This is a genomic window from Paraburkholderia sp. BGA-UO-ETr-F21, from assembly GCF_059567925.1.
The window spans coordinates 1301712-1327032 of sequence record NZ_JCAQOY010000040.1 but is presented as its reverse complement, the minus strand read 5'-3'; the positions used below and the strand labels follow the sequence as shown (position 1 = coordinate 1327032).

27 protein-coding genes and 1 pseudogene are annotated in these 25321 nt (G+C 63.3%); 14 read left to right on the top strand and 14 right to left on the bottom strand.

From position 1 onward, the window contains the following. Positions 1 to 26: 26 nt before the first annotated feature. From AC57B1_RS38360 to AC57B1_RS38350, 3 genes are read right to left on the bottom strand one after another with little or no spacing between them, the layout of a single operon-like run. Positions 27 to 1067 (bottom strand): zinc-dependent alcohol dehydrogenase family protein, encoded by a 1041-nt coding sequence (locus tag AC57B1_RS38360; RefSeq protein ID WP_408354512.1) that lies wholly within the window; start codon positions 1065 to 1067, stop codon positions 27 to 29. Between the two features lie 42 nt (positions 1068 to 1109). Beyond that, positions 1110 to 1583, bottom strand: a complete 474-nt coding sequence (locus AC57B1_RS38355; RefSeq protein ID WP_408354509.1) for a universal stress protein — start codon at positions 1581 to 1583, stop codon at positions 1110 to 1112. A gap of 40 nt (positions 1584 to 1623) precedes the next feature. Further along, positions 1624 to 1977 carry a hypothetical protein gene (locus tag AC57B1_RS38350; RefSeq protein WP_496420252.1) on the bottom strand — a complete coding sequence of 118 codons (354 nt, stop codon included), beginning with the start codon at positions 1975 to 1977 and terminating at the stop codon, positions 1624 to 1626. 255 nt (positions 1978 to 2232) lie between these two features. Here AC57B1_RS38350 and chrA point away from each other — a divergent pair, with 255 nt between their 5' ends. Further along, positions 2233 to 3450: a chromate efflux transporter gene (gene chrA, locus AC57B1_RS38345; protein WP_496420251.1), complete on the top strand. Its 1218-nt coding sequence runs from the start codon at positions 2233 to 2235 to the stop codon at positions 3448 to 3450. A 169-nt stretch (positions 3451 to 3619) separates the two neighbouring features. Further along, positions 3620 to 5251, top strand: a complete 1632-nt coding sequence (locus AC57B1_RS38340) for an oleate hydratase (RefSeq protein ID WP_496420250.1) — start codon at positions 3620 to 3622, stop codon at positions 5249 to 5251. 188 nt (positions 5252 to 5439) lie between these two features. Here AC57B1_RS38340 and AC57B1_RS38335 read toward each other — a convergent pair whose 3' ends face one another. Then, positions 5440 to 5955 (bottom strand): flavodoxin family protein, encoded by a 516-nt coding sequence (locus AC57B1_RS38335; protein WP_408354497.1) that lies wholly within the window; start codon positions 5953 to 5955, stop codon positions 5440 to 5442. Positions 5956 to 6183: 228 nt separating this feature from the next. Between AC57B1_RS38335 and AC57B1_RS38330 the strand changes: the two genes are divergently transcribed. From AC57B1_RS38330 to AC57B1_RS38300, 7 genes and pseudogenes are all read left to right on the top strand, one after another. Next, a complete protein-coding gene (locus AC57B1_RS38330; RefSeq protein ID WP_496420249.1) occupies positions 6184 to 7020 on the top strand; it encodes a universal stress protein in 837 nt (278 codons plus the stop codon). A gap of 37 nt (positions 7021 to 7057) precedes the next feature. Beyond that, entirely contained in the window at positions 7058 to 7564 is a 507-nt protein-coding gene (locus AC57B1_RS38325) for a universal stress protein (RefSeq protein ID WP_408354491.1), read from the top strand. Continuing rightward, positions 7561 to 8388, top strand: a pseudogene (locus AC57B1_RS38320) (universal stress protein). Before AC57B1_RS38325 ends, AC57B1_RS38320 begins: the two are co-directional and overlap by 4 nt. A gap of 274 nt (positions 8389 to 8662) precedes the next feature. Next, positions 8663 to 10033 (top strand): PAS domain-containing sensor histidine kinase, encoded by a 1371-nt coding sequence (locus AC57B1_RS38315; protein WP_496420248.1) that lies wholly within the window; start codon positions 8663 to 8665, stop codon positions 10031 to 10033. After that, a complete protein-coding gene (locus tag AC57B1_RS38310) occupies positions 10030 to 10680 on the top strand; it encodes a response regulator (RefSeq protein ID WP_091793440.1) in 651 nt (216 codons plus the stop codon). The genes AC57B1_RS38315 and AC57B1_RS38310 overlap by 4 nt, the downstream gene beginning before the upstream one ends. A gap of 207 nt (positions 10681 to 10887) precedes the next feature. Next, positions 10888 to 11319 (top strand): response regulator, encoded by a 432-nt coding sequence (locus tag AC57B1_RS38305; protein WP_408354482.1) that lies wholly within the window; start codon positions 10888 to 10890, stop codon positions 11317 to 11319. A gap of 46 nt (positions 11320 to 11365) precedes the next feature. Next, positions 11366 to 12100, top strand: coding sequence for a helix-turn-helix domain-containing protein (locus AC57B1_RS38300; RefSeq protein ID WP_408303410.1), 735 nt, complete (start codon positions 11366 to 11368; stop codon positions 12098 to 12100). A gap of 89 nt (positions 12101 to 12189) precedes the next feature. Here AC57B1_RS38300 and AC57B1_RS38295 read toward each other — a convergent pair whose 3' ends face one another. Together AC57B1_RS38295 and AC57B1_RS38290 are read right to left on the bottom strand one after the other, a co-directional pair. Beyond that, entirely contained in the window at positions 12190 to 13176 is a 987-nt protein-coding gene (locus AC57B1_RS38295) for a zinc-dependent alcohol dehydrogenase family protein (RefSeq protein ID WP_091793434.1), read from the bottom strand. Positions 13177 to 13278: 102 nt separating this feature from the next. Continuing rightward, on the bottom strand, positions 13279 to 13563 hold the full coding sequence (locus AC57B1_RS38290) for a DUF1488 family protein (protein ID WP_091800397.1): 285 nt from the start codon (positions 13561 to 13563) through the stop codon (positions 13279 to 13281). Between the two features lie 227 nt (positions 13564 to 13790). Here AC57B1_RS38290 and AC57B1_RS38285 point away from each other — a divergent pair, with 227 nt between their 5' ends. The 3 genes from AC57B1_RS38285 to AC57B1_RS38275 all read left to right on the top strand — a co-directional run bounded on the left by AC57B1_RS38285 (position 13791) and on the right by AC57B1_RS38275 (position 15109). Beyond that, positions 13791 to 14126, top strand: a complete 336-nt coding sequence (locus AC57B1_RS38285; RefSeq protein ID WP_408354479.1) for a c-type cytochrome — start codon at positions 13791 to 13793, stop codon at positions 14124 to 14126. A 95-nt stretch (positions 14127 to 14221) separates the two neighbouring features. Continuing rightward, positions 14222 to 14596 (top strand): DUF3564 domain-containing protein, encoded by a 375-nt coding sequence (locus AC57B1_RS38280; RefSeq protein ID WP_408354476.1) that lies wholly within the window; start codon positions 14222 to 14224, stop codon positions 14594 to 14596. A 36-nt stretch (positions 14597 to 14632) separates the two neighbouring features. Next, complete coding sequence (locus tag AC57B1_RS38275; RefSeq protein ID WP_496420247.1) at positions 14633 to 15109, top strand: hypothetical protein; 477 nt, start codon at positions 14633 to 14635, stop codon at positions 15107 to 15109. Positions 15110 to 15133: 24 nt separating this feature from the next. Here AC57B1_RS38275 and AC57B1_RS38270 read toward each other — a convergent pair whose 3' ends face one another. From AC57B1_RS38270 to AC57B1_RS38260, 3 genes are all read right to left on the bottom strand, one after another. Continuing rightward, the gene (locus tag AC57B1_RS38270) at positions 15134 to 15466 is read right to left on the bottom strand and encodes a DUF2964 domain-containing protein (RefSeq protein WP_408483215.1); all 333 of its coding nucleotides are present in this window, start codon (positions 15464 to 15466) and stop codon (positions 15134 to 15136) included. After that, positions 15463 to 15981, bottom strand: coding sequence for a hypothetical protein (locus tag AC57B1_RS38265; protein WP_496420246.1), 519 nt, complete (start codon positions 15979 to 15981; stop codon positions 15463 to 15465). The genes AC57B1_RS38270 and AC57B1_RS38265 overlap by 4 nt, the downstream gene beginning before the upstream one ends. 67 nt (positions 15982 to 16048) lie before the next feature. Then, positions 16049 to 16468 (bottom strand): DUF1810 domain-containing protein, encoded by a 420-nt coding sequence (locus AC57B1_RS38260; protein WP_496420348.1) that lies wholly within the window; start codon positions 16466 to 16468, stop codon positions 16049 to 16051. Between the two features lie 314 nt (positions 16469 to 16782). Here AC57B1_RS38260 and yghU point away from each other — a divergent pair, with 314 nt between their 5' ends. Further along, positions 16783 to 17658, top strand: coding sequence for a glutathione-dependent disulfide-bond oxidoreductase (yghU, locus tag AC57B1_RS38255; RefSeq protein WP_496420245.1), 876 nt, complete (start codon positions 16783 to 16785; stop codon positions 17656 to 17658). Between the two features lie 185 nt (positions 17659 to 17843). After that, a complete protein-coding gene (locus AC57B1_RS38250; protein WP_496420244.1) occupies positions 17844 to 18566 on the top strand; it encodes a phosphonate utilization associated transcriptional regulator in 723 nt (240 codons plus the stop codon). 9 nt (positions 18567 to 18575) lie between these two features. On the opposite strand, the gene AC57B1_RS38245 is transcribed toward AC57B1_RS38250, so the two are convergent. The 5 genes from AC57B1_RS38245 to AC57B1_RS38225 form a co-directional block, all read right to left on the bottom strand. Further along, positions 18576 to 19964 carry an FAD-dependent oxidoreductase gene (locus AC57B1_RS38245; RefSeq protein ID WP_496420243.1) on the bottom strand — a complete coding sequence of 463 codons (1389 nt, stop codon included), beginning with the start codon at positions 19962 to 19964 and terminating at the stop codon, positions 18576 to 18578. A gap of 94 nt (positions 19965 to 20058) precedes the next feature. Continuing rightward, positions 20059 to 21189, bottom strand: a complete 1131-nt coding sequence (locus AC57B1_RS38240) for a 2-aminoethylphosphonate--pyruvate transaminase (protein ID WP_408354464.1) — start codon at positions 21187 to 21189, stop codon at positions 20059 to 20061. A 35-nt stretch (positions 21190 to 21224) separates the two neighbouring features. After that, positions 21225 to 22952 carry a putative 2-aminoethylphosphonate ABC transporter permease subunit gene (locus tag AC57B1_RS38235; protein ID WP_091793413.1) on the bottom strand — a complete coding sequence of 576 codons (1728 nt, stop codon included), beginning with the start codon at positions 22950 to 22952 and terminating at the stop codon, positions 21225 to 21227. Further along, the gene (locus AC57B1_RS38230) at positions 22949 to 24040 is read right to left on the bottom strand and encodes a putative 2-aminoethylphosphonate ABC transporter ATP-binding protein (protein ID WP_091800390.1); all 1092 of its coding nucleotides are present in this window, start codon (positions 24038 to 24040) and stop codon (positions 22949 to 22951) included. The genes AC57B1_RS38235 and AC57B1_RS38230 overlap by 4 nt, the downstream gene beginning before the upstream one ends. 119 nt (positions 24041 to 24159) lie before the next feature. Further along, a complete protein-coding gene (locus AC57B1_RS38225) occupies positions 24160 to 25215 on the bottom strand; it encodes a putative 2-aminoethylphosphonate ABC transporter substrate-binding protein (protein WP_496420242.1) in 1056 nt (351 codons plus the stop codon). Positions 25216 to 25321 lie beyond the last annotated feature (106 nt).

Below are 25321 nucleotides of genomic sequence, written 5' to 3'. Positions count from 1 at the left end.
CCGGCTGTGCCGACCCGACACCGCCGCTACGACATTTCGATGATGACCTTCAACGCATGGGAATCCGCCGCGGAGCCGAAAGTCTCGTAGGCGTTCAACACGTCTTCGAGATGGAAGCGGTGGGTGATCAGCCTGGCAGGATCGAGCTTGCCGGAACCTACCGTCTTCAGCAACATCGGCGTACTGACGGTATCGACAAGGCGTGTGGTGATGGAGATGTTGCGGTCCCAGAGCGTTTCCAGATGCAGATCCGCCTTGACCCCATGCACGCCGATATTGGCGATCACGCCGCCAGGGGCGACCAGCGCCTCGCACAACTCGAAAGTTTCAGGCACGCCCACCGCCTCGATCGCGCAATCCACGCCGACATGGCCGGTCAGTTTCATCACCTCGGCTATGGGTTCGGCCACTCTGCTGTCGATGCACGCTGTCGCCCCGAAACGGCTCGCCACCTCCAGGCGGCTTGCATCGCGATCGATCATGATGATCTGGGCCGGCGAATAGAACTGCGCGGTCAGCAGCGACGCCAGTCCGATCGGGCCCGCGCCGACAATTGCGACAGTGCTGCCAGGCTGGACCTTGCCATTGAGGACGCCGCATTCGAAGCCGGTCGGCAGGATGTCGGAGAGCATCACGAGCGCTTCTTCGTCGGCACCGGCGGGAATCGGATAAAGACTCGTCTCCGCATGCGGAATGCGCACGTACTCTGCTTGTGTGCCGTCGATGCGGTTGCCGAGAATCCAGCCCCCGGTCGTGCAATGCGAATACATACCGCGCCGGCAATACTCGCACTTGCCGCACGAGGAGATGCACGAGATCAGCACGTGATCGCCCTCTTTCAACGAACTCACCGCTGCGCCGACCTGCTGCACGATGCCCACCCCTTCGTGACCGAGAATGCGGCCGGGTTGGCACGTCGGAACGTCGCCCTTCAGGATGTGAAGATCGGTGCCGCAGATCGTCGTGCGCGTCACCTTGACGATGGCGTCGGTGGCGCAGGCGAGTTGCGGCATGGGTCGCTCGTCGAGCGATTTCTTTCCAGGGCCGTGATACACCAATGCTTTCATGATTTTCCTCGTTGATCAGTCAGGGCCGCCGCGAGATGAGCATCACGCCGGTGTGGCATGCTCCGTGTCCACCTCTTCGCGAACCAGCAGCACCGGACACGTCGCAAAGCGCGCGAACCGCTCGGCCACGCTCCCGAGCACCATGCGCCGCAAACCGCGGCGCCCGTGCGTGCCCATCACGACCAGGTCCGCGCCACGGCGTTCCGCACAGCGCAGCAACGCGCTGGCAATGTCCTCGGCAATGCCTTGCGTCTCGACGATTTCCGTATCGCCCGCGACATCGAGTTCGCGCATCTGGTCGAGCGCGCTGGTCAGGAAGCTTTGCCCCACCTGCCGCGCCGCGTCTGTCAGCAGATGCGGATCGCAGGCGCCCGCGTACGTAAAGGCCGCCGACTGATCCAGCACGAAAACCGCCGTCAATTTGCCGCGCGCGAGCCTGGCGAGCTGGATCGCTTCGGACAGCGCCCGCTTTGAGGCTTCACTGCCGTCGAGCGCCACTACGATGTTGGTGTACATGACTCACTCCTGAAGAAGACGCTGAAACATCCGTTGCCAATCAGTGGCGCGCGGCACCCTGTTCGAGAAGCCGTTCGGCCGCATCGAAGGCCTCCCGTATCGCGCCATCGGGATCGTGACCCTGGCGATGTTCGAGCGGCACCAGTTCACCCGTGCGCAGCACCAGATCGAGACGTGCGTCGAACAGGGTGTGGTTCGGCGCCGCGCCTGGCGCGGCGCCTCGCGCGCCGGGCATGTCGTCGAGCGACCGCTCGTGAATGGCCTCGATCGCCAGATGGCAACCGGAGATGAATCTGCCGAACCGCTCGAGCCGCACCAGTTGCGCCGCTGCCTCGGACTCGATTTGCGCGGATCCCGCAAATCCGAAGTAGACGATCTGCATATCAATTCCCATACTGCCTCCGCGCGTGCTGTCCCGCCGGTCGACCGTTGCTGCAGCGAAGCCACATAGGCAACGAGCCGATTAAGAGATCATCGGCACTATTGGCGCGTTGCGATTGACCTGCATCAATGGCTGGGCAGAGCCGCGCAGCCTGCATGAGCGCGTGTTCGAACGCGGCCGCGTTGGCGAGACGCAGCACCCCGGGGACGGGCGGCGTGTGCTATTTTCTGGAGCCCAACGCGGTACAACCGGTGTATGAACTTTCCCATGCATGACGCGAATACAGAGACGCCCTTCGACCTGCCGTCCCATAGCTCGCCGTGGACGCTGTTCTGCATTTTTCTGAGGCTCGGCCTGACTTCGTTCGGTGGCCCGGCGGCTCACCTTGGCTATTTCCGCGATGAATTCGTCAGCCGCCGCCGCTGGCTCGATGAACACACGTTCAGCGACGTGGTCGCGCTGTGCCAGTTTTTGCCGGGGCCGGGCAGCAGCCAGGTCGGCATCGCAATCGGCCGTCTGCGTGGCGGCATTGCCGGCGCGCTCGCAGCCTGGCTCGGCTTCACGCTGCCATCGGTGCTCCTGCTCGTGGTCTTCGCATACGGCTTCACGCTGCTGTCGGATGCGACCTCGCTTCATCTGCTGCGAGGGCTGAAAATCGCGGCGGTCGCGGTGGTCGTCCAGGCGGTCTGGTCGATGGGACGCATGCTCTGTCCCGACCGCCTACGCGCGACAATCGCGGCGGCTTCCGCAATCACTGTGATCCTGCTCGGCGCGGGCCTCGGGCAGATCGCGTCGATCGTCACCGCGGGGGTGGCCGGCGCGGCGCTGCTGACTACTTCGACCGAGGTGCCGAGCGCGCCACCCGGCATGCCCGGGTCCAGAACCGGTGCGCTCGCCTGCCTCGCGGCCTTCGCACTGCTACTGTTCGGCCTGCCTGCGGCAGCAGCCTATCTGCAAAGCTATCCGCTCGATCTGTTTGCGGCGTTCTACCGGGTGGGCTCGCTGGTATTCGGCGGCGGCCATGTGGTGTTGCCGCTGCTGGAAGCGGTCGTCGTGCCGCGCGGCTGGGTTCCCGCGAACACCTTCATGGCAGGCTACGGCGCGGCGCAGGCGGTCCCCGGCCCGCTCTTTTCGTTTGCCGCATTTCTCGGCGCCACCAGCAGCGGTCATCCGGCAGGCTTCGCGGGCGCACTGATCGCTACGGTGGCGATCTTCCTGCCCTCGTTCCTGCTGGTCGGCGCGGCCTTGCCGCTTTGGGGCAGGCTGCGCGCGTTCGCGTCGATGCGCCGCGCCATGGCCGGCATCAACGCCGCCGTAGTCGGCATCCTGCTTGCCGCGCTGTACGACCCCGTGTGGACCAGCGCCGTGCACACCGGCCGCGATTTCGCGCTGGTCGTCGCCGCGCTCGTGCTGCTCGGGTGGTGGCGAGTGCCGTCGTGGGCGGTCGTGCTGATAACGGTCGTGCTCGCGTGGTGGTTCGTGTGAGGCCGATAGCGGGCCGCTAGCGCTCGCTTGCCGAACAGGCACGCGGATCACTCGCGCCGCCCTGTCAGGCCCCGTCGCACCGCGTTGATCCAACTCAACGAGATTCCCCCGCCGCGCGAGTATGGTTTAGCAATACGTCCACGGCCATCATCCCTCGGGGGATCATCACATGAAAAATTCCGATTACCTGGCCACGCAAGCGGCCGCGGATCCGGCCCGCGACAAAGCGAACGCAGCGGGCCATTTCTATCTCGTCGGCGGCGGCATCGCGTCACTCGCGGCCGCCGCCTTTCTGATTCGCGACGCCGATATGCCCGGCGCCCGCATCACGATCCTCGAGGCGCTCGACAAGCCCGGCGGCAGCCTGGACGGCGCCGGCTCGCCACAGGAAGGCTATGTCGTGCGCGGCGGCAGGATGCTCGAAAGCAAGTATCTATGCACCTACGATCTGTTCGACTCGATTCCCACGCTGGACGGCCACAGTAGCGTCACGAAGGAAATCTTCGACTGGAACGAAACGATCCGCACGTCGTCGAAAGCACGCTTCGTGCGCGACGGGCAGCGCGAGGACGCGCCCTCTTACGGTCTCGCCGAAACGCATCTGCTGACGCTCGGCCGCCTCTCGATCGAACCGGAAGCCATGCTCGGCGACAGCCGCATTTCCGATCACTTCGAGCCGGACTTTTTCGAAACCAACTTCTGGTACATGTGGTGCACGACGTTCGCCTTCCAACCCTGGCACAGCGCCGCCGAATTCCGGCGCTACCTGCTGCGTTTCGCGCATATGACGTCGGGCTTCAACCAGTTGCACGGCATCATGCGCACGGTCTACAACCAGTACGATTCAATGGTGCGGCCGCTGCGCAAATGGCTCGACGAACGCGGAGTGAGATTTCGAACCAACACGCGGGTCGTCGATCTGCGTTATGACGAAAGCGGCCAACTGAACCGGGTGGCAGGCATTGTCTGCGAACAGGATGACCGGCGTATCGAGATCCCCGTCGCCGCACAGGACAAGGTCATCGTCACGCTCGGCTCAATGACGGCAAGTTCGAGCCTCGGCGGAACGGACCGCGCCGCCGTGCTCGACCATGACGACAGCAGCGGCGCGTGGGCGCTGTGGAAAACCATCGCTGCGGGGCGTGCCGAATTCGGCCATCCATCGGTCTTCGCCGATCACATCGACGAATCGACCTGGCTTTCCTTTACCGCGACGCTGCACGACCGCACGCTGTTCCGCCTGATCCGCGATCTGAGCGGCAACGTGCCCGGCGAAGGCGGCCTGATTACCTTCCCGCACTCGAACTGGCTCGCCTCGATCGTGCTGCCTCATCAGCCGCATTTCATGGGTCAGCCGAAGGGCGTCGAGGTGTTCTGGGGTTATGGATTATACGTTGACCGGCCGGGCAATTTCGTCAACAAGCCGATGGCCGAGTGCACCGGCCGCGAAATCATGACGGAGCTGCTCGGTCATCTGCACATTCAGGCGGAAGCGCCGCGCATTCTCGACGACGCCGTCTGCATTCCATGTCTGATGCCGTTCATTACCAGCCAGTTCCTGCGACGCAGGCGCGGCGATCGCCCGCAGGTGGTGCCCGAGGGCTGGGCGAACCTCGCGTTCATCGGACAGTTTTGCGAGTTGCCGAACGACGTCGTGTTCACGGTCGAATACTCGGTACGTTCCGCGCAAACGGCTGTGTACACGCTGCTCGGCCTGAACAGATCCGCGCCGGCAGTGTACAAGGGCCAGCACGATCCGCGTGTGGTGTATGGCGCGGTTTCCGCATTGCACAGCCACTGACCGGTTAAGCCTGTTGCGAAGCGACCGATGAGCGTCCGATGACGGGCGCTTTCGCGCTTTCACTTTTACGGCGACTCGTAGGCGAGTCGTCAGCGACTCGGCGGCTTCTTGCCCTTACACCGGTCGCGGCGAAGGTGCCGCGCGCGGCAGCGCTGATGATCGTGCTGCCGACCTGAACGGCGCGTCGCTCAGCTAGTCCATGCAAGCGCGTCATAGTTGGCGAGATGGCGTTTCAGCACGCTCACGAACAGCACCAATGAAGCGGCCACCGCGCCGCGCTGCACTTCGGCTGCGCGCACCTTGCATTGCGCGACGGGCGCCTTGCCGGCCAGCGCGCGCATTTCGTCGAAGGCGGCCTGACTGCCGAGGCCGCCCAGGCTGCAAAAAAACGCGACATGTCTGAACTTCCACCGGTTTTCGAGCAGATAGGCGCGAACCGGTGCGGAGACGGCGCCACCCCAAACGGGCGTGCCCACCACCACGAGATCGTATTGCCCGGTGTCCCGCCCGGCCGGGACGATCTCGGCGGGCCGCTTGAGCCACGAGTCGATCAGGCAGCGCATATAGCCCAAGCCACCGCGCCGATCGGTGCAATCGCAGATCTCTTCGAGATCGGCAGACAGCATCTTTGCCAGCGCAAACGCGAGCGTGCGCGTGGTGCCGGTACGCGAAAAGAAGACGACTAGAACACGGGCTTCAGACATGACTCGCTCCTTCCGGGGAAAACGCACGAGCGCGCATGACGCCATGCATGTCCGGAGCATAGGTGGGAGCAGGCGCGGCTTCATGACGCAAGTCAAAAAACGTTTTCACGCGGCGCGCTGGAAGCACCATTGATCTGCGTCAATGAGACCGGCGCCGCCGTTCTTAGACTCAAGCTCACTGATTCGCGCGTCAAGCCTGCGCGTCACCCCTCTCGCGGAGCGACTGTCATGAGCTACAAAACTATCGTTGTTCATCTGGACACCAGCCAGCACGCCCATCCGCGGCTCGAGATCGCGCTGCGTCTGGCCAATCAGTTCGGCGCGCATCTGACCGGCGCATTCGCCGTGTTCTCGCCGGACCCGCGTTCGCTCTATGTGATGGCCGGAACCGCGGAGTATTACCGAACGCATCAGGAAATGCGCGCGGAGCGCAGTGCGGCGCTCGAACGGCTGTTCCACGCCGAACTCCGGCGCGCCGGCGTCTCGGGGGAATGGGTCGCCATCGACGAGCCCGCCAGTGTCGCCATCCCGCGCGTGGGTCGCTGCGCCGACCTCATCGTGGCCGGTCAGGACAATCCGGCGGATCCGGAGTCGTATGTCGGCGACTTCTTCCCGGAGAACCTCGTTCTGTCGAGCGGCCGCCCGGTATTGCTCGTGCCGTATGCCAGCAATGAAAGATCGACGGGCGGCCGCGTATTAGTCGCGTGGGACGGCAGCCGCGAAGCCACGCGCGCCGTGCACGACGCACTGCCGTTCATGCAGTCGGCGAGCGCCACCACGATTCTCACGATCAATGGCGAGCACAACGGCGAAGGCGTCCGCATTCCCGGCGCGGATATCGCCGCCGTGATCGCGCGGCATGGCGTGCGGGTCGAGGTCACCGACATCGAAACGGGACCCGGCGGACTGGTCGGCGAGGTACTGCTCTCGCAGGTCGCCGACAGCGGCGCCGATCTGCTGGTGATGGGCGCTTATGGCCATGCCCGCTGGCGCGAACTTGTAATGGGCGGCGCTACGCGCACGATTCTGCGCTCGATGACCGTGCCGGTACTGATGTCGCACTGATCGCGGCACCCGTCCTTCTGATTCTGGAGAGTTCGCCATGTATAAACAGATTCTGGTTGCCGTCGACGGCAGCGAAACCTCGTCGCGCGCGCTGGCCGCCGCGATCGAACTGGCGCGCGACTCGGGCGCGCGGCTTCAGCCGCTTTACGTGGTGGACGTGCCGTTGATGTCCTACGACGTGCCCGGCTACGACCCGTCCTATGTGCGCGATGCCCTTGTCGAGGAAGGCAAGCACGTGCTCGCCGACGCCACCGCGCTGATGTCCGCGGCAGGCGTGAACGGACCCTCGCGCATGGTCGAAACCGACCTGACGGGCGACGACACCGCGCACCGCATCCTGCTCGCCGCGCAGGAATTCAACGCCGACGTCGTCGTGATGGGCACGCACGGCCGCCGCGGTGTGCAACGGCTGGTGCTTGGCAGCGTGGCTGAACATTTTCTGCGCATCGCCACCTGTCCGGTATTGCTGATCTCCGCGCATTGCCCGGCGCCGGCCGCAAGCCCCGCACAGGCCGAGAGCGAGCCTGTCAAGGATCCGTCATGAACTGCAAAACCCTGCTGGTGCATCTCGACGACAGCGCTCACAGCGCCGCCCGGCTCGACTATGCGCTCGACCTGGCCGCACGCCACGACGCCCATCTGATCGGCCTCTACCTGGTTTGCGACGAGCCCGAGGGACCGCTCTTTCTGCACGGAGAGGACATCTGGACCGCCAGCCGTCAGGTGCAACGGGACAAGAATCTCAAGAGCGCGCACGCGGTTTTCCTTGCCGCGGCGGAGCGCGCCGGGCGCAGCGTCGAATGGCGCGCGCCAGGCGGAGCACCGACCGGCACGGCGATCCTGCATGCGCGCCACGCGGATCTGCTGATCCTCGGCTAGGACGATCCGGAAGACAGGAGCGCATTTATCGCGCGCGATTTCGTCGAGGACGTGATCATTGCTTCCGGGCGGCCGGCGATCGTACTGCCGTATGCGGGACCGGTACGGCCTCAGATAGAGAATGTGATGATCTCGTGGGACGGCGGCCGGGAATGCGCACGGGCGGTGACCGATGCGCTGCCGCTCATCCGCGGCGCCGGGTTCGTCACGATCATGAAGGTCGAGCGCCATCCGCAGTATGGCGCGCCGAGCGGCATCGACGTGGCGGCCTGGCTCGCGCGGCACGGCATCGAGGCGGGTTTCACGGCCATGCCGAAAGTGTCCGGCGTCCACACCGGCGCGATGCTGCTCAATGCGCTGGCCGACCGTCACATCGATCTGCTGGTCATGGGTGCGTACGGCCACGCGCGGGCGCAGGAGCGGCTGCTCGGCGGCGTCACGCGCACCATGCTGCAGTCCATGACCGTGCCGGTGCTGATGTCCCATTGAGCACCGCGTCGATAGTGAGGGCGCGCGCGAGCGCCCGTCTTGATGGAATGAGCCGGACGCCCACGGCCTGCGACACCCGGCGGGACTGGCATGAACCCGGCGTTTCACGGACAATGAGCGCAAACACAAATTCTCCGCGCGGTGTTTCGCCGGCCTGCGGCCACCCGAACCACGGAATCGCCCGGAATAGACGTGCTTGCCGTGCACGCCGCCGTACAGACGCCCTCGGGCGGCGCGCGCTATCCTTGTCCGCAGTCATTCCAAAGAGATGCACATGTCCGTCAGCGGTAAGACGCCCACATCGCGCCCTGCGAATTTGCGTGAGCGATTGGGTTCGTTTGCGGGTTCGTTTGCGGGTTCGTTTGCGGCGCGGCCCGCGCTCGCGGCCGTTGCCTCGTTCGTCGTCACGCTGGCCGCCATGCTGACAGCGCGGCACTGGTTCGACCCGGCATTGCTGATTTGCGTCGCCGCCGCCCTGCTGCTGGCCACGAGCGCGTTTTTGCTCGCGCGCGCGCGGCGCGAAAGCGTATCCGCACGCGGCGAGGCCAGCACCCGGCACGATCAGTCCGCCGTGAATGAAGCCCGCATGATGGCGATCATCCGTTCGTCGATGGAAGCGATCATCACCATCGACGACCAGCACCGGGTCGTCATCTTCAATCCGATGGCGGAACAGGTGTTCGGCTGCTCCGCCATGGATGCGATCGGTTCGCCGCTTGCCCGTTTCATCCCGGAGCGGTTTCGGGCGGCGCACGCGCAGCACGTCGCGCAGTTCGGCGTGACGGGCGTATCCGACCGCCAGATGGGCAAACAACGCGTGCTGGCGGGCCTACGCGCCAACGGCGAGGAATTCCCGCTCGAGGCGTCCATTTCGCAGATCCGCGATGGCGACATCCGCCTCTATACGGTGATGCTGCGCGATATCACGGAACGCGTCAAAGCAGAGCGCGCGCAACGGCAGGCGCGCGAGGAGTTGCGCGAGCTGTCGGCCAATTTGCAGAATATCCGTGAAGACGAGAAAACGCGTATTGCGCGCGAACTGCACGACGACCTTGGCCAGCAACTCACCGCGCTGAAAATGGACATTTCGTCGGTTGAACAGGCGCTCGACGGGTCGGCAAGCGAGCCGGTGCGTGGACAGTTGCAAGGCATGCGCCGACTGATCGACGTGACCGTGGCCTCGGTCCGCCGCATCGCGGCCGATCTGCGTCCGGTCATGCTCGACGACCTCGGATTGATTCCCGCGATCGAGTGGCTCGCCACCGACTTCACCAACCGCTACGGCATCGACGTGGAGCGTGACATCGAAACCGGCGACGCGCGTTTCAGCCCGGCAGGCGCCACCGCGCTGTTCCGGATCGTGCAGGAAGCGCTGACGAACGTGGCGCGCCATGCCGACGCCACGCTGGTCACGCTAAGCCTGCAGGCGGGCGATCAGACCTTCGTGCTGCGCATCGCCGATAATGGCCACGGCGCGCACCGCACGGCCGAGCCGGCAGCCAAATCCTTCGGCCTGCTCGGTGTTCGCGAACGCGCGCACATGCTCGGTGGCGCCGTCGACATTCAAACCGCCCACGGCCAGGGCTTTGTGCTCACCGTCACCATTCCGGCTGAAAACGTGCAGATGCAGGAGATGCAACTATGACCCGCGTTCTGATCGCCGACGACCACGCGCTGGTGCGCGACGGTCTGCGCCACATCCTGAAGAACGCAAGCGGCTTCGAAGTGATCGGCGAAGCAGACGACAGCGCCAGCACCGTTGCGCTGATCCGCGAGCGGGCTGCCGACGTCCTCGTGCTCGATCTGTCCATGCCGGGGCGCAACGGCGTCGAGTTGATCAAGCAGATCAAGGAGGAAAAGCCGGCGCTGCGCATCCTCGTGCTGACCATGCACGCCGAACAGCAATATGCGGTGCGGGCGTTCAAGGCCGGCGCGTCCGGTTATCTGACCAAAGAAAGCGCGAGCGCCGAACTGGTGGCCGCCGTGACCAAAGTCGCTGCCGGCGGCGTCTACGTCAGCCTTGCCATGGCCGAGCGGTTCGCGCAGAGCCTGAACGAACCGGCCGATCTGCTGCCGCATCAGCGTCTGTCGGATCGGGAATTCGATGTCCTGAAACGTATTGCCGCAGGCCAGACGATCACGGAAATCGCGGTCGAACTGTGTGTGAGCAGCAAGACCGTCAGCACGTACAAGACGCGCATCCTGGAGAAGATGCAGATGCCGCACGAGGCCGCCCTGGTGCGCTACGCGATGCGCCACAAACTGGTCGCCGACGACGACGCCGACATCTAAACGGCTTCGCGGCGCCTCCGCTCGCGGGCGGCGCCGCATGTTCCCTATCCGGCCCGAACCACAAAGCCTGCTCCTTTCGCACCCAGGGACTCTCCTGGTGCGCCCCGCCTCCATGTAGGAAACTCCCTACAAAGCTTCACGCTCACCTACTCGAAGTTCATTCGGCGCCGATTTTATTTTGAGACAGCGCAGCCGATACTTCGAGCCATGAACTCAAGCCCCGAGAACCTTACCCTCCGCGTCTTTCTGGTCGACGACGCAGTATCGGTCCGGCGCCGCATGGCCGCGCTGCTTGGCGCGCTGGACGGCGTGGAAATCGTCGGTGAAGCCGAGGAATCCGGCGCCGCGCTTGCAGGCGTCGAGACTGGCGCAGCCGATCTGGTCGTGACGGAGTTGCATCTGAGCGGAGGCACGGGCATGGAGTTGCTCGCATCGCTTGCCAAAAGAATGCCTCACGTAATCGCCATCGTGCTGACGAACCACTCGGGTGCATGGTTTCGGCGCGCATGCCTGATGAGCGGTGCCCACTACTTTTTCGACAAGACCAGCGAATTCGATCTCGCACGAAGCACGATCCAGCGGATCGCCAGCGAACATCGCACGCGCGCCTTTCTACAATCCGGAGCACATCATGTCTGACGTCCTCGCCTATTCCGTCCCCGCGCCTGTTGCCGTCTTCCCGCCGATGTCGCCCGTTGCCCGGGAAGTGCCGGTGCCCGTGCAAGTGCCGCGCAAGGACGCGCTGGGCTGCACGACCTGCTCGATGCGCTCGATCTGCATGCCGCAAGGTCTGACGGCGGCAGAGATCAAGCAGGTCGAATCATTGATCTGCCCGTCGCGCACGATCAAGCAAGGCGAGACCATTTATCGCGCGAACGATTCGTTCCAGAGTATCTACGTGGTGCGCGTCGGCTCGTTCAAGACCGTCGTCATGCATCGCGACGGCCGCGAACAGGTGACAGGCTTTCACCTCGCCGGCGATTCGCTTGGGCTGGACGGCGTGTGCTCCGGTCATCACAACTGCGACGCCATCGCGCTCGAGGACAGCAAGATGTGCATTATCCCGTTCCATCTACTCGAAGCGATGTGTCGCGAGGTCAAGGCGGTCCAGCAACACGTGCACCGCATGATGGGCAGCGAGATCGTGCGCGAATCCTCGCAGATGATGCTGCTCGGCACGATGTCCGCCGAACAGCGCGTCGCGACGTTCCTTCTGAATCTGTCGGACCGCTTGAGAATGCGCGGCTATTCGCCGGCCGAGTTTTACCTGCGCATGACCCGTGAGGAAATCGGCAGCTATCTCGGCATCAAGCTCGAAACGGTGAGCCGGATGCTCTCCAAATTCCAGCGTGATGGATTGCTCGACGCACACGGCAAGAATATCCGGATTCTCGACCATGAGGGTCTCGTGCGGGTTTGATTCGCGCTCGGAGTTCGCTCGGAAATCAGGATCTGCCGCCAGCGCGAAACAGGCGTCAAAGCACGCCAATGAGCGAGTATCCGCGCACGCTACCCGACGGCGAGCACTGCGGCACCTGTCAACTTGCCCTCCCGCAGATCGCTGAGCGCCCGGTTCGCCTCCGTCAGCGCATAAGTTGTCGTGTCGATCTCGAGACGATGCTCGGTAGCAATTCGCATGAAAGCGAGTCCGTCCTCGCGCGTCAGATTGGCGACGGATACCACGTGCCGCTCGCCCCATAGAAATGCGTACGGGAACGACGGAATGTCGCTCATGTGGATCCCGCCGCAGACAACCGTCCCCCCTTTCGCGACAGCGCGCAATGCTTGCGGAACGAGCGCGCCGACCGGCGCAAAAATCAGGGCTGCATCCAACTCGGCCGGAGGCGTTTCGTCGCTGCCGCCCGCCCACGCTGCCCCGAGACGCAGCGCGAGTTGCTGGGCCGCGTGATCGCCGGGGCGCGTGAACGCATACACCGTGCGCCCTTGATGACGCGCGACCTGCGCGACGATATGCGCCGCTGCGCCGAAACCGTAAATACCGATCCGTTGGGCGTCGCCCGCCATGCTCAGCGTGCGATATCCGATGAGTCCCGCGCACAGTAACGGCGCCGCTTCGATATCCGAGTACTGCGCGGGCAGATGGAAGCAGTAGCGACTGTCGGCGACGGTGCGTTCGGCGTAACCACCGTCGATCGTGTAGCCCGTGAAGCCCGGTGCGTCGCAGAGATTTTCCCGCGCCGACAGGCAGTAGCGGCAATGCCCGCAGGTATGGCCGACCCATGGCACGCCCACCCGGTCGCCGAGCGCGAAGCCCGTCACACCTGCACCGAGCCCCGCCACGGTGCCGACGATCTCGTGGCCTGGGATCACAGGCTGCTTGGGATGCTCGAGTTCATGATCGACCAGATGGAGATCGGTGCGGCACACGCCGCATGCGTGAATCTGAATGAGAATCTGCCCGGGACCGGGCGTCGGATCCGGCACCTCCTGCTCACGCAGCAGCGCTGCGCTACCGTCGAACACCATCGCACGCATAGGGTTCTCCTCAAACCGGGTAAGCCGGCGTACACATCGAGTGCTGCCGCGGCGGCATGGCAATAAGGACACTGCAGTGACCGACGGCTGCCTCGCACGGGCTCACTCGCAAAAGCGGAAGTAACCGCTATGCATCAGCACCGGTTTGCCGCCGATCTCGTGGAGCAATTGTCGTGCAGCGTGTTCGATGGGATGCCGGTTCGAGTTGAACGCGGCAATCAGATCGTCTTCGCGCAGCGACGCAGCACCGAAATGATCTTCGAGCGCCTCAGCGGTGATCGCGCACTGCACGCGCTCGCCGTCCACTTCGGCCGGAAACGCGATGACGAGATCGCGCGCACAATACTCCGGAAGCTCTTCAGGAAAATGAATCTTCATGACCGTCACCTGGTTCACTGCGCAGGTCGCAAGACTGGAACGGTCGTATTCGCGCACCTACGCGTCGCGCGCCACGCACCGGGGCGAATGCGACCTATGCGTCGCCCGCCTGTCAGCAGCATAGGACCTCTACACAGTACGTCAAATTCAGGCATTGCGTCCTGATTGACGAAAGTCAACGGCACCCAATCTGGCCTCCGTACACTGGACTCATCCTTTGCACAGGAGCGCGTGCCGTGATCGCCCTAGTCCGAAACTGTCTGTCCGCATGTGCCGTGTTAGTGCTGGCCGTCGGCTCCGCTCATGCCGAACCGGAACCGACCGCCCTGGTCGACCAGCAGCACTGCATGTTTTGCCACACACACGATGCGCCATTCCTCGCCCCGTCGTTCCAGCAGATCGCCGAGCGTTATCGCAACGTGCCAAACGCGCAGTTCATGCTCGAGCACAAGTTGCGCCTTGGCGGCAAAGCGCATTGGGGCGATATGCCGATGCCGCCGCCGAGCGAACGCGGCGGCCCGCTGTCGGCTGAAGACGCGCATACGCTGGTGCAATGGGTATTGAGTCAATAAGGAGTCGATGCGTAGTCGATAAGCCCGCCCATCGAGGCCGCGTTATCCGCGGCCCGCCTGGATTGAACGACGACCGTACGTTTCGGAGAAATTTCATGCGTCTCACTGTCCACCTCGACACGTTCGATCGTGTCCATCCGATGGCTTTTGCAATCCTGTGGCTCGACAAGGATGCGCGGCAGTGGTCGCGTGAAGGCCACCTCGGTCTCGAACTGCCCGATTGGGGCACGCTGCATATGGATTGCGGCAACACGCTCGTGTGCGGCCCGCACGACACGACGCCCGTCTGTGTGCTCGAAGGGCTCGATCTGAACGAACTCGACGGACCCTTCGAAGGCGAGACCGGACGCGCCCAGTGGTGCGCGGAACGCGGCCGCACCCTGATGACCGGCCATTGGCATGTGCAATGTATCGACAACGAACGGGTGCAGCCCGAACACGGCCTGTTCGCTTCCGACAGCGACGTGTAAAGCGCTGATTTCATCCACATTGCCGAGGCCATCGCCATGGGACTGAGCACCGATCTGGACGGCGTGCGTCACGCGTATGGGCTTTGCTTCGTGCGCGTACCGTGGGCTTATTTCACGCGCTTGCCGCTCAACGAGCAATGGGGCGACGGCTGGGAACGCGCGCCCTACGAGCGGCACGCCGGCCTGCCTTACGAGGACGCGGCGCAGCAGATCCTGACCGTTGCGTTCGACGGGCCGCTGTTGCCGCCCGACGCCGGATACGACGGTCGCGCGCGCAGCGTCAACGAAATCAACAGCGGCGACGCACCATGGCTGCGTACTCAGGATTTCGTCAACAATGCGCCGGTTCAGATCGTCGCGGGGGTGTCGCTCGAAAGGTTCGTCGAACTCGTGGAACTGGCTGGCGGCCGCGTGTTTGCGCCGCTCGGTTGGGGCGCGCTGCGGCTGTCGCCCGCGGATCCGGCCGAGACGCCGGAAGCTGCGAAGTGCGAGCACCGCGAGGATCCTGCATAAGCACTGCCGCGCAATACCCTGCACTTACCTCTGCCGATCGCTGTCGGCCGTCGAATTGAGCAACATGACAAAGCACGCGACGCCGACGATCAGGGCCGCGACGCCGTAGCGAAACACCGGCGGCTGGTCGAAGAGCAAACCGCGGATGGACGCCCCAATACCTGCCAGTGCAACGAATACGGCGATTGCCGCAAAAATGATTCTGCTTTCTGAGCGGATCATGATGTGCTCCATGGAGTCCAGGCGGAGTAGTGAAGACATCATCGGTCCAGCGGGCTGATTGGGTTTGACGAACATCAATCGCAGGCGTGCGGCGGCAAGAAATCGACAAAGCAGCGGCGAGCCGTGGTTCGTCATGACTTCTTTGTACGCGGCAACGCCGCATTCAGGAAGGGATTGAAGCTATTCGAGCGGGCCGGCGGGCTCGCTTTTTTTGTGCGCCGGCGTTTGTCCGGTTGCGCGCTGCCGGACAATTGCACGAGTAATTCTTCCGTGGCGTTGTCGTCGTCCGTATCGGCCTGTTTTCTGTTTTTTGCGTGGGCAGGCCGAGCTTCGTCGGCGCTTGCACTTGCAGTTTGGCTTGTGGTGCGAGTCGGCAGCGTCTCTCCGGCAATGTGTTCGACCACGGTCATGAACGAAGCTGAAGCCGATTTCAAGGCATCGCCCGGTAGCATTGTCAGCACGACGATTTCATGCAGCGAGCGGCTATCTACGGACCTCGCACCCAAGGCGCTGCGCCAGTCGGTACCCGCTTGCGCAAATGCCCCAATGACACGTTCAAGTACCGCTGGCGACAGGACGCCACCGTCATAGAGGCTGATGACCACACGCTCGAAAACACGAAACGGAGTCGATGCAGAAGCTTTTGGCATGCGTTCTTGCTCCCCGAAGTGACGCCGCGAATCACAACCGCGCGATGTACGGCCGATTGCGCCGCATCTATAGCAAACGCAGCGTGTCGGGATCGGCCTCGCCATCGAAATATTTGCGCAGCGCCTCGACGAACACTTCGTTGTCGCTCGTTGCGCGCGCGAACAGCGTCATCGACGAGCGGAACTTCAGATAATCCGGATAGCCGAAAATGTCCTCGATCGAGCGGTCCGGCACCAGATTGACGAGCCGCGCCGTTTCCCGAAGACGCTGGCCGAGCACCGGATGCCGCATATAGGCCTCGGCCTCCGGCAACGACGAAATCGCAAAACGGCGCGCCATCGCGCTCGAGCCGAGGCCGCTGATTTGTGGAAATACGAACCACATCCAGTGGCTGCGCTTCCGCCCTGCGCCGAGTTCTTCGCGAACGTCGGCATAGACCGGGTTCTGCGCATCGACAAAGCGCTGAAGATCGTACGGATCGTCCATCATGAGCTCCTTTGTCAGGCATTGGATGCGAAGCGGTTTCAATGTGTTAAATGGTAAGCCCACAAAGCATCTTTTCACTACGACTGAGTGGCCGGATGCTTGGGAATCGCGCAGACGCGCATTTCCCTGCCTCAGCATTCCCCGTTCCTGTCCATGCGGATCGCGCGGCACCAACGCGTATCGCAAGCACGATCGACAGGCTGCGGGCCGCGCCCGGTCCATGTCCTGGCGGCGCGCGGCCGCCAGCGCATTTCGCGCCGATTTGTTAATCTCACTGCGAAAACACCTGTCCCCGTGACACAAGGAGCTTGAGCATGAGTGACCGCGCCGATTACGTGCCGCCGAAAGTCTGGACCTGGAACAAGGAGAACGGTGGCCGCTTCGCGAACATCAACCGCCCTATCGCGGGCGCCACGCACGAGAAGGAACTGCCGGTTGGCCGCCATCCTCTTCAGCTGTACTCGCTGGCAACGCCCAACGGCGTGAAGGTCACGATACTGCTCGAGGAACTGCTGGCGAGCGGTCATAGCGGCGCGGAGTATGACGCGTGGCTGATCAGGATCGGCGACGGCGATCAGTTCGGCAGCGGCTTCGCGGAGGTGAATCCGAACTCCAAGATCCCCGCGCTGATGGATCGCAGCGGCCCCAAGCCGATCCGCGTTTTCGAGTCCGGCTCGATTCTGCTCTATCTCGCCGAAAAGTTCGGCGCGTTTTTGCCGACCGAGCCCGGCGCTCGCGCCGAATGCCTGTCGTGGTTGTTCTGGCAGATGGGAAGCGCGCCGTATCTGGGCGGCGGCCTCGGCCACTTCTACGCATACGCGCCGACAAAAATCGAATATGCGATCGACCGCTTCGCCATGGAAGTCAAACGTCAGCTCGACGTGCTCGACCAGCGGCTCGCGAATAACGAATACGTGGCGGGCGGTGAGTACACGATCGCCGACATGGCGATCTGGCCTTGGTACGGCGGGCTCGTCAAAGGGTGGCTCTACGATGCGGCCGAATTCCTGTCGGTGCAGGACTATCGGCACGTTCAGCGCTGGGCCAATGCGATCGGCGAACGCCCGGCCGTGCGTCGCGGACGGATGGTCAACCGTGTCTTTGGCGAGTTGTCGGATCAATTACACGAGCGCCACGACGCCTCCGACTTCGAGACGGGCACGCAGGCCGTATTGGCCGCACAGAAGTAGCGGGAGCAGCGAAGTAGCGGGAGTTGGGCGGACATCGCGGAGCGTTCAACGGTCACGAGCTCCTGATCGAAACCTGCGCGGCCCGCACCGCCGTGCGGATCGTTGTTGACAATAAACAAGGCGTCACGCTATGTTCGGAAAGCCAACCCTACGCACTCCCAACCCTCACTTCCAACCGCTCATCAATGACCACGCCAACCCCATCCAGCGCGATTGAATTGCTGCAGCGGCACTCGCTTGCCACGTTAGTCCAGGAAACGCTTGAACGCGGTATCGCCTCGGGCGAATTCGCCCCCGGCGAAAAGTTGAACGAAGTCGAAGTTTCCGCGCGGCTGAACGTGTCGCGCGGACCCTTGCGCGAAGCGTTTCGAGCGCTGGAACAGGCGGGTTTGCTGAAAACCGAAAAGAACCGTGGCGTCACGGTGCGCGCGTTGTCGCTGCGCGAAGCGGAAGAGATCTACGAAGTGCGGGCAATGCTGGACGAATCCGTGGCCCGCGCACTAGCCGAGCGAATGACGCCTGAAACGCTGGCCACCCTCAAGGGCATCATCGCCGCGATGAAATCGGCGAAGAAAGACCACGACCTCGCCCGGTACACAACACTGAATGTCCAGTTGCACGACGCCATGGTCTCGGGCGTGGGCAACCAGCATTTGCTCGAAACGTATCGCCATCTCGTGCGTCAGCTAGGGTTACTGCGTCAAGCGGCCATCGAAACGGAAAAGAGCGCGCTGACAACGTCGGTCACGGAGCACGAAAAAATCGTCAACGCACTCGCGAAAGGCGACGCCGAGCGCGCCGTCGCGCTCGTGCGGGAACACGTGGCGCACGGCCTCGCCAGAATGCGGCGCGCCCACGAGCGCTGGGTTGCTTCAGCGCCGCTGCCCACCGCGAACCAGACCGGCTGAGCGGCGCCGCTACCCTTTATCCGACTTGCCGGCGGCGCTAGCCAGTTTGCTGAGAAGGCGATCGACGAGCCACGGCTGGCGGTCCTCGTCTTCCGCACGTTCCTTGCGCCGGATTGCATCACGCACCGTTATCGAGCCCACGAAGCGGATCGGTTCGGGCGGAAAATACCCTAACGGGCCATTCGTCAAAGGACTACGCGTCCACTCGTTGTCGAGTTCGAGCAGCAGCGAGGACAGGATCTGTCCGCCCATATACGTCGGTCCAACGCCATTGCCGGAATAGCCAAAGCCATAGAGCACGTTTGGCGCGCCGTCGAGCCGGCCGAAAAAAGGAAAGCCGGTGACAGACCGATCCGATGGGCCGTTCCAGCTCGCAGTGACCGGCACGTCGCGCAGCGCCGGAAAGAACTCGTGCAGACCGCGCGTCAAATCGGCTTCATAAGGCGAGCGCTGATCGAACACCGGGGCGATCCGGCCTCGCCACGCAAACGTGTTGCCGCCCTTGCCCAGCATCAAGCGCCCGTCCGGCGTGCTGCGGTAGTAGTAGACGAAAATCCGCGAGTCGAGCACCGACACACCGTCTTTCAAACCGATTTGCTGCAGCAACTCCGGGCATCGCTCGGTGACGATCATGTCGCTTGAAACGACCGCCAGCGTCCGCTCGAACTGCCGGAAGCGGCTCGCCATCCACGCATTGATCGCGAGCACCAGTTTTGACGCAGTGACGCTGCCGGCGGGTGTGCGCACCGTCACGCGTTCGCCGGCAGCGAAGTCGAGCATCGGCGTGCGCTCGTAAAGACGAATACCCATCGCCATCGCGACGCGCCGCAGCCCGCGCACGAGCTTGCCCGGATGGACCGTTGCGGCGACCGGCGAATACACGCCGCCGAGATTGCGCGCGGAGCCGGATCGGCTCGCCACTTCTTGTGGCGAAAGATGCTGATACGAATTGATGCCGTGTTCGCTCAGCGCGGCAATGACCGGGTCGAGCAGGCCGATTTGCGCGCGTGAAGTCGCCGTGTAGAGCGTGCCGTCGAGCCGCAGTTCGGCGTCGATAGCGTTGTCGGCGCAGAAGTCGCGAATCCGCCCGACGGCCGCTTCGGACGCTTTCACGAGCCGGATCGCCTCCGCCTCGCCAAACAGTCGCCGCAACGTGAAGAACTTGGTCGACCACGTCAGCAGACAGCCACCGTTGCGGCCACTCGCACCCGCGCCGCACAGATCGCTCTCGATGATCACAATGTCGAGGTCGGGCTTTTTCTGTTTGGCCTGAATGGCCGTCCACAAACCGGTGAAGCCACCGCCGACGATGCAGACATCCGCAGTCGTCGCGCCTTGCAAGGCGGGCGCCAACGAACCGTCGGCAAAGAGTGCTTGTTCAATCCAGAACGGACGCATAAATGGCTCGCATTGACCCAACGGTTGTATTCCATTCGGAGAAAGCGAGGCTTGCTCGCGCTTCAAGCAAGAACAAGCCTCCGCGCCGGCCGCTTCAGGCCAGCGCTTTCGCCGAAACCCGCTCGATTCCCATGACTCTGAGCGTGTCGGCAATCGCCGCGACCGCACCCGGAATGCCCGATTCGCCGAAGTGCCCGATACAGCCGACACGGAACGTCTCCAACTGGGTCAGCTTGCCGGGGTACAGGATGTAGCCGCGCTTTTTCACTTCCGTGTAGAAGGTCTTGAAGTCATAGCGAGGATCGTCGGGGGCATGAAACGTGACGATGATCGGCGCCTGAATCGACGGATCGAGAAAGGGTCGAAAACCGAGTGCCGCCATGCCTTCGATCAGCGCGCGGCAATTGCCTGCATAGCGTGCGCCGCGCGCTTCGAGACCACCCTCTTCCACGTATTGCGCAATGGCCTCGTCGAGTGCCGCGACGACATGGGTAGGCGGCGTGAAGCGCCATTGCGTGGTGCGGTTCATATAGACCCACTGATCGTACAGATCCATCGCGAGCGATGGGCTATTGCCCTCGCAGCGCTCCAGCGTGCTGCGGCGAATGATCACGAACCCCATGCCGGGCACACCTTCGAGACACTTCCCGGAGGCCGCCACCACTGCGTCGAACGGCGTTCGGCGTGCATCGATATCAATGGCGCCGAACGAACTCATCGCGTCGATGATCAGACTGCGCCCGTGCTTCGCGACCACCTCGGCAATCTCGTGGAGCGGGTTGAGCACGCCTGCCCCGGTTTCGCAGTGCACGAGCGCCACATGCGTGATGTCGGGGTCGGCCGCCAGCGCGCGATCGACATCCGCCGCTTTGACCTGCGTGTCTTCCGGGTAGTCGATGGTCTGATGGCGCCGGCCGAGTGCGCGGCAAATCTTCGCGATACGCTGGCAGTACGCGCCATTGTTCGGCACCAGCACCCGTCCGTCGCGTGGCACCAGCGTGCCGATCGCGGCTTCCACGGAGAAGGTGCCGCTGCCTTGCAACGGCACGCACTCATGCGTGTCTTCGCCATGCACGATGCGCAGCGTCTGCTGGCGGACGCGCGCGGTGATCTGATTGAAATCGCCGTCCCATGATCCCCAATCGCGCAGCATCGCCTGACGCGTGCGCTCGGAGGTCGTGAGCGGACCAGGAGTAAGCAGAATGGGTGCGGAGGACAGATTCACGGTAGCTCCTTGTAGATCCAGATGAAGTTTCTGTTTCAGCCACGACGCGATGTGCGCCATGCCTGGGTTCTGCGCAATACGCCATGCGACACGCCGGCAAACAGCAGACAGGCGAGCGCCGCTGTCACGAGAACCAGCGTGGCCATCGCCGCGGCCGGTCCGATCTGTCCGGCGTCGTCGAGATTGAGAATGGCGACCGAGGCCGGTTGCGTGTCGGGTGAATAAAGAAACGCGACGGCGGACACGGTCGTCATGCCATTGACGAAGAGATAGCGAGCAATCTGCAGGATGGACGGCAGGCAGACCGGCACGGTGACGCGGAAAAACGTCCTGTAGAAAGGCACTTTTAAGGACGCGGAGACGGCCTCGAACTCATTGTCGATCTGACGCAGCGCGGTCACGGCGGTCAGATGACTCGACGAGTAGTAATGCACCACGGTCACGATCGCGAGTATCGCGAGCGTGCCGTAAAGGCCGTTGAGCGGGTTGGCGGGCGAGTTGAAAAGAAAGATGTAGCTGATGCCCAGCACGAGTCCCGGCACACCCATCGGCAGAATCGCGCACAGATTGATAAAGCCGCGTAACCAGCGCGGTCCGCGCGTCTTCTCGACGAGATACGCGCCGCCGAACACGATGATGGTGCCGCCGATCGCCACGCATGCCGCCATCTTCAGGCTGTTCTTGTAGGCGTCGAAAATCCCGGCGCCGATCAGGCCCATCTTGTAGTGCTGCAAGCCGAGACTCATCTGATACGGCCAGAACTTCACGAACGAGGCAAACACGGAAATGCCGACCACTGCCAGCACCAGAGCGCACACGAGGCCGCAGTAGCCGAGCATCGCCATGTCGAAGCCGCGCGCGGGTTTCGGCTGATAAGGCGTGGAACGCGCGCCGAGTTGCGACTGCTGCTTGCGGCGAATGAAAAAATCGATCGCGAATGCAACCAGCGCGGGACACAGCAGAAGCAGACTGACAACCGCGCTCCGGTTGAAATCCTGCAAGCCGATGATCAGCTTATAAATGTCAGTGGAGAGCACCGAATAAGGCCCGCCGATAACGACCGGCACACCGAAATCGTTGATGCAGATCGTAAACGACACCATCGTCGCGCTGATCAGGCCGTACTTCGCGCCCGGCAGCGTGATCGTGAAGAACTTGCGCACGCGGCGCGTGCCCATTGCGTCCGCGGCTTCGTACAGGCGCCCGTCGGACAGTGAGAGCGCCGTCACGAGAATCATCAGCACATGCGGAAACGCGGCATAGACCAGACTGCATACGATGCCCGGCAGCCCGTAGATCGAATGTCCGTGAAGCAACGGTTTCAGGATGCCCGAGTTGCCGAACCAGTAGATGAACGACACAGCGGAGAGCAACGTCGGTGCGAGCAGCGGCAACAACGCGACCGTGCGCGCGGCGTTTTTCATCGGCATGCACGAACGGGTCAGCGCGTAGGCAAACGTGAATGCCATCGGAATCACGATGGCCGTCACCAGGCAGGCCACCGTGACCGAATGCAGCGTCGAGGTCCACACGCCCGAGTCCGCCAGATAGCCTTTGAAATTGACCAATCCGACAAAATGACCGTCCGCGTCGACGAAGCATTTACCGACCACCAGAGCCAGCGGCAACAGCAAAAACACGCCGAGAAACGCGGACATCAGCACGAGCGCCAACTGCGCGACCCGGTCGTGCCAATGGCTCTTCTGACGCACTTCGGCGTGCGCCTCGTCGCCGCTGCGACGCTCCAACAGAACGGCACTCATTGAAGTCGCTCCTTCGCGGCCGAAAACACGCACACGTGCTCGCGGCTAATGGCCAGATCGAAGCGCGCCCCCTGCTGCAGACTCGTCCGATGCATCTCGTGAAACGACAGGTCAGCGACGATTTCCTGCTCCCCGAGACCGTCCACCTTGAAACTGACCCGGCAGAACGCGCCGAGGAACTCCAGTTTCTCCACCGAAGCCGGCAGCAGATTGTCCGCGGCGCTACCCGGCGCGCTGATATGGATGTCTTCCGGGCGAACGAAGGCCGACACCCTGGAGCCCGGCACCGCGCGCTGCGTTCCGCACCCGTAGCGCAGTGCCAGCGAGCCCGCCTTGAGGTTGCCGTCGCGTGTCACTTCGGCGGGAATCAGGTTGACCTTGCCGATGAAATCGGCAACGAACGGCGACGCCGGCTCGCGATAGATTTCGTGCGGTGTGCCGATCTGCTCGATCACGCCCTGATTCATCACCACGATCCGGTCGGCCATGGAAAGCGCTTCTTCCTGGTCGTGCGTGACCATGATCGTGGTCACGCCGAGCCGCTGCTGCAACTGACGTATCTCCTGACGCAGCCGCACTCGCACACGCGCATCCAGCGCTGACAACGGCTCGTCGAGCAACAGCAGCCCCGGCGAGGTGGCAAGCGCCCGCGCCAGGGCGATACGCTGCTGCTGCCCGCCCGACAGCTGATTCGGATGCTTGCGCTGCGCGTCCGGCAGGCCCACGAGCGTGAGCAGTTCGTTGACGCGATCGGCGATCGCCGCGCGCTTCATCTTGCGATTCACGAGACCGTAGGCCACGTTGTCGAAGATGGTCAGATTGGGGAACAACGCATACGACTGAAAGACGATGCCGTAATCGCGAAGCTGAGGCGGCAGCCGCGAAATATCGCGGCCGTCCTGCGTGATCTGGCCGGCACTCTGCGTTTCGAGGCCGGCGATGATACGCAGCAAAGTCGTCTTGCCGCATCCCGATGGACCGAGGAAACAGATCATCTCTCCCTGCTTCACGCCAAGATTGATGTCCTCCAGAACCGGCGTGTCATTGAACCGCTTGTAGACGTTCTGCACGCTCAAATACGCTGTCATAAACTCCTCCGATGCCAAGCCTGCATGGCGGCGACGCACCGCCGCGCGCTGCTTCACCGTTTGTTCGGGGCGTGCGTACCGCACGCCCGGCGCTCCTCAAGACCCTGTCGAAGCCGGCCCTACTTCTGCTCCTTGCTGCCGTAGCGCTTCTGCCAGTCGCCGAGAATCGCGTCGCGGTTTTTCGCCGACCAGGTGAAATCGTTTTTCACCAGCAGTTCCGAATAGTTGTCGGGAATGCCGGAGAGCTTCTTCGCGACACCGGGATACGCAACGATCGCCCACCATTGCGCGGTGATTTCATTGGCCTCCTTGCTGGCCATGAAATCCGCGAGTTTCTTGGCCGCTTCGGGCTGTTTGGTGGTCTTCATGATCCCCGTGGCTTCCATATCCCACCCCAGTCCCTCTTTCGGGAAGATGAGATCGATCGGGGCGCCCTGGGCCTGCAACTCGTGCCCGCGAAATTCGAATGAGATGCCGATCGGAAACTCGCCGGTGCCGGCCAGCGTGCAGGGCTTCGAACCCGAGTGCACGTATTGCGCGACGTTCTTGTCGAGCGCGTCCATGTACTTCCAGCCCTTGTCGTCGCCGAACGTTTGCAGCCACGAGGTCACGTCCAGATAGCCCGTACCGGAGGACACCGGGCTCGGCATCACGATCATCCCCTTGTAGACGGGCTTGGTCAGGTCTTCCCATGAGGTCGGCTTAGGCAGGTGGCGCTTCTCTGCCTCGACGCGGTTGTAGCAGACCGTCGCGCCCCATACGTCCATGCCGACCCAGTGCGGCGGCGTATTGGCGTCGCTGTACTTGCGCGTCAGGCTGTCGAAGCCTTTCGGCGCGTAGGGCATCAGCATTCCCTGCAGATCGAGCAGCGTCAGACTGGATGCCGCGAGTCCGAGCACGACGTCGGCGCGCGGATTGCTTTTTTCAGCGAGCAGCTTGGCGGTCACCGCGCCCGTCGAATCGCGCACCCAGCGGATTTCGATGTCGGGGTTGGCTTTTTCGAAAGCGTCCTTGTACGGCTTCATGGCTTCGTCTTCGAGCGCGGTATAGACGAGCAACTGCGTTTTCGCCTGCGCGAACTGGACCGCGCCGAATGCGACGGCGGCGGCAACGAGACCACGCGACGCCACATTCCAGCGACTGCTGCGACCCTTTGACCCCTGCTTATCCTTCATTTCCAGACCCCTTGAGAAAGTGGCGTCGCGGCCAGCGACGAAAACGACCGGTGCTACGGGACTGCTGCTTACGAGCTTCGTGACGACTGCTTTTTTTGGATTCGAG

Bases quoted from the DNA above. Each gene is read 5' to 3' on its own strand.
- AC57B1_RS38360 (WP_408354512.1), bottom strand. From the start codon at position 1,067: ATGAAAGCATTGGTGTATCACGGCCCTGGAAAGAAATCGCTCGACGAG.
- AC57B1_RS38355 (WP_408354509.1), bottom strand. From the start codon at position 1,583: ATGTACACCAACATCGTAGTGGCGCTCGACGGCAGTGAAGCCTCAAAG.
- AC57B1_RS38350 (WP_496420252.1), bottom strand. From the start codon at position 1,977: ATGGGAATTGATATGCAGATCGTCTACTTCGGATTTGCGGGATCCGCG.
- chrA (WP_496420251.1), top strand. From the start codon at position 2,233: ATGCATGACGCGAATACAGAGACGCCCTTCGACCTGCCGTCCCATAGC.
- AC57B1_RS38340 (WP_496420250.1), top strand. From the start codon at position 3,620: ATGAAAAATTCCGATTACCTGGCCACGCAAGCGGCCGCGGATCCGGCC.
- AC57B1_RS38335 (WP_408354497.1), bottom strand. From the start codon at position 5,955: ATGTCTGAAGCCCGTGTTCTAGTCGTCTTCTTTTCGCGTACCGGCACC.
- AC57B1_RS38330 (WP_496420249.1), top strand. From the start codon at position 6,184: ATGAGCTACAAAACTATCGTTGTTCATCTGGACACCAGCCAGCACGCC.
- AC57B1_RS38325 (WP_408354491.1), top strand. From the start codon at position 7,058: ATGTATAAACAGATTCTGGTTGCCGTCGACGGCAGCGAAACCTCGTCG.
- AC57B1_RS38315 (WP_496420248.1), top strand. From the start codon at position 8,663: ATGTCCGTCAGCGGTAAGACGCCCACATCGCGCCCTGCGAATTTGCGT.
- AC57B1_RS38310 (WP_091793440.1), top strand. From the start codon at position 10,030: ATGACCCGCGTTCTGATCGCCGACGACCACGCGCTGGTGCGCGACGGT.
- AC57B1_RS38305 (WP_408354482.1), top strand. From the start codon at position 10,888: ATGAACTCAAGCCCCGAGAACCTTACCCTCCGCGTCTTTCTGGTCGAC.
- AC57B1_RS38300 (WP_408303410.1), top strand. From the start codon at position 11,366: ATGTCGCCCGTTGCCCGGGAAGTGCCGGTGCCCGTGCAAGTGCCGCGC.
- AC57B1_RS38295 (WP_091793434.1), bottom strand. From the start codon at position 13,176: ATGCGTGCGATGGTGTTCGACGGTAGCGCAGCGCTGCTGCGTGAGCAG.
- AC57B1_RS38280 (WP_408354476.1), top strand. From the start codon at position 14,222: ATGCGTCTCACTGTCCACCTCGACACGTTCGATCGTGTCCATCCGATG.
- AC57B1_RS38275 (WP_496420247.1), top strand. From the start codon at position 14,633: ATGGGACTGAGCACCGATCTGGACGGCGTGCGTCACGCGTATGGGCTT.
- AC57B1_RS38270 (WP_408483215.1), bottom strand. From the start codon at position 15,466: ATGACGAACCACGGCTCGCCGCTGCTTTGTCGATTTCTTGCCGCCGCA.
- AC57B1_RS38265 (WP_496420246.1), bottom strand. From the start codon at position 15,981: ATGCCAAAAGCTTCTGCATCGACTCCGTTTCGTGTTTTCGAGCGTGTG.
- AC57B1_RS38260 (WP_496420348.1), bottom strand. From the start codon at position 16,468: ATGGACGATCCGTACGATCTTCAGCGCTTTGTCGATGCGCAGAACCCG.
- yghU (WP_496420245.1), top strand. From the start codon at position 16,783: ATGAGTGACCGCGCCGATTACGTGCCGCCGAAAGTCTGGACCTGGAAC.
- AC57B1_RS38250 (WP_496420244.1), top strand. From the start codon at position 17,844: ATGACCACGCCAACCCCATCCAGCGCGATTGAATTGCTGCAGCGGCAC.
- AC57B1_RS38245 (WP_496420243.1), bottom strand. From the start codon at position 19,964: ATGCGTCCGTTCTGGATTGAACAAGCACTCTTTGCCGACGGTTCGTTG.
- AC57B1_RS38235 (WP_091793413.1), bottom strand. From the start codon at position 22,952: ATGAGTGCCGTTCTGTTGGAGCGTCGCAGCGGCGACGAGGCGCACGCC.
- AC57B1_RS38230 (WP_091800390.1), bottom strand. From the start codon at position 24,040: ATGACAGCGTATTTGAGCGTGCAGAACGTCTACAAGCGGTTCAATGAC.
- AC57B1_RS38225 (WP_496420242.1), bottom strand. From the start codon at position 25,215: ATGAAGGATAAGCAGGGGTCAAAGGGTCGCAGCAGTCGCTGGAATGTG.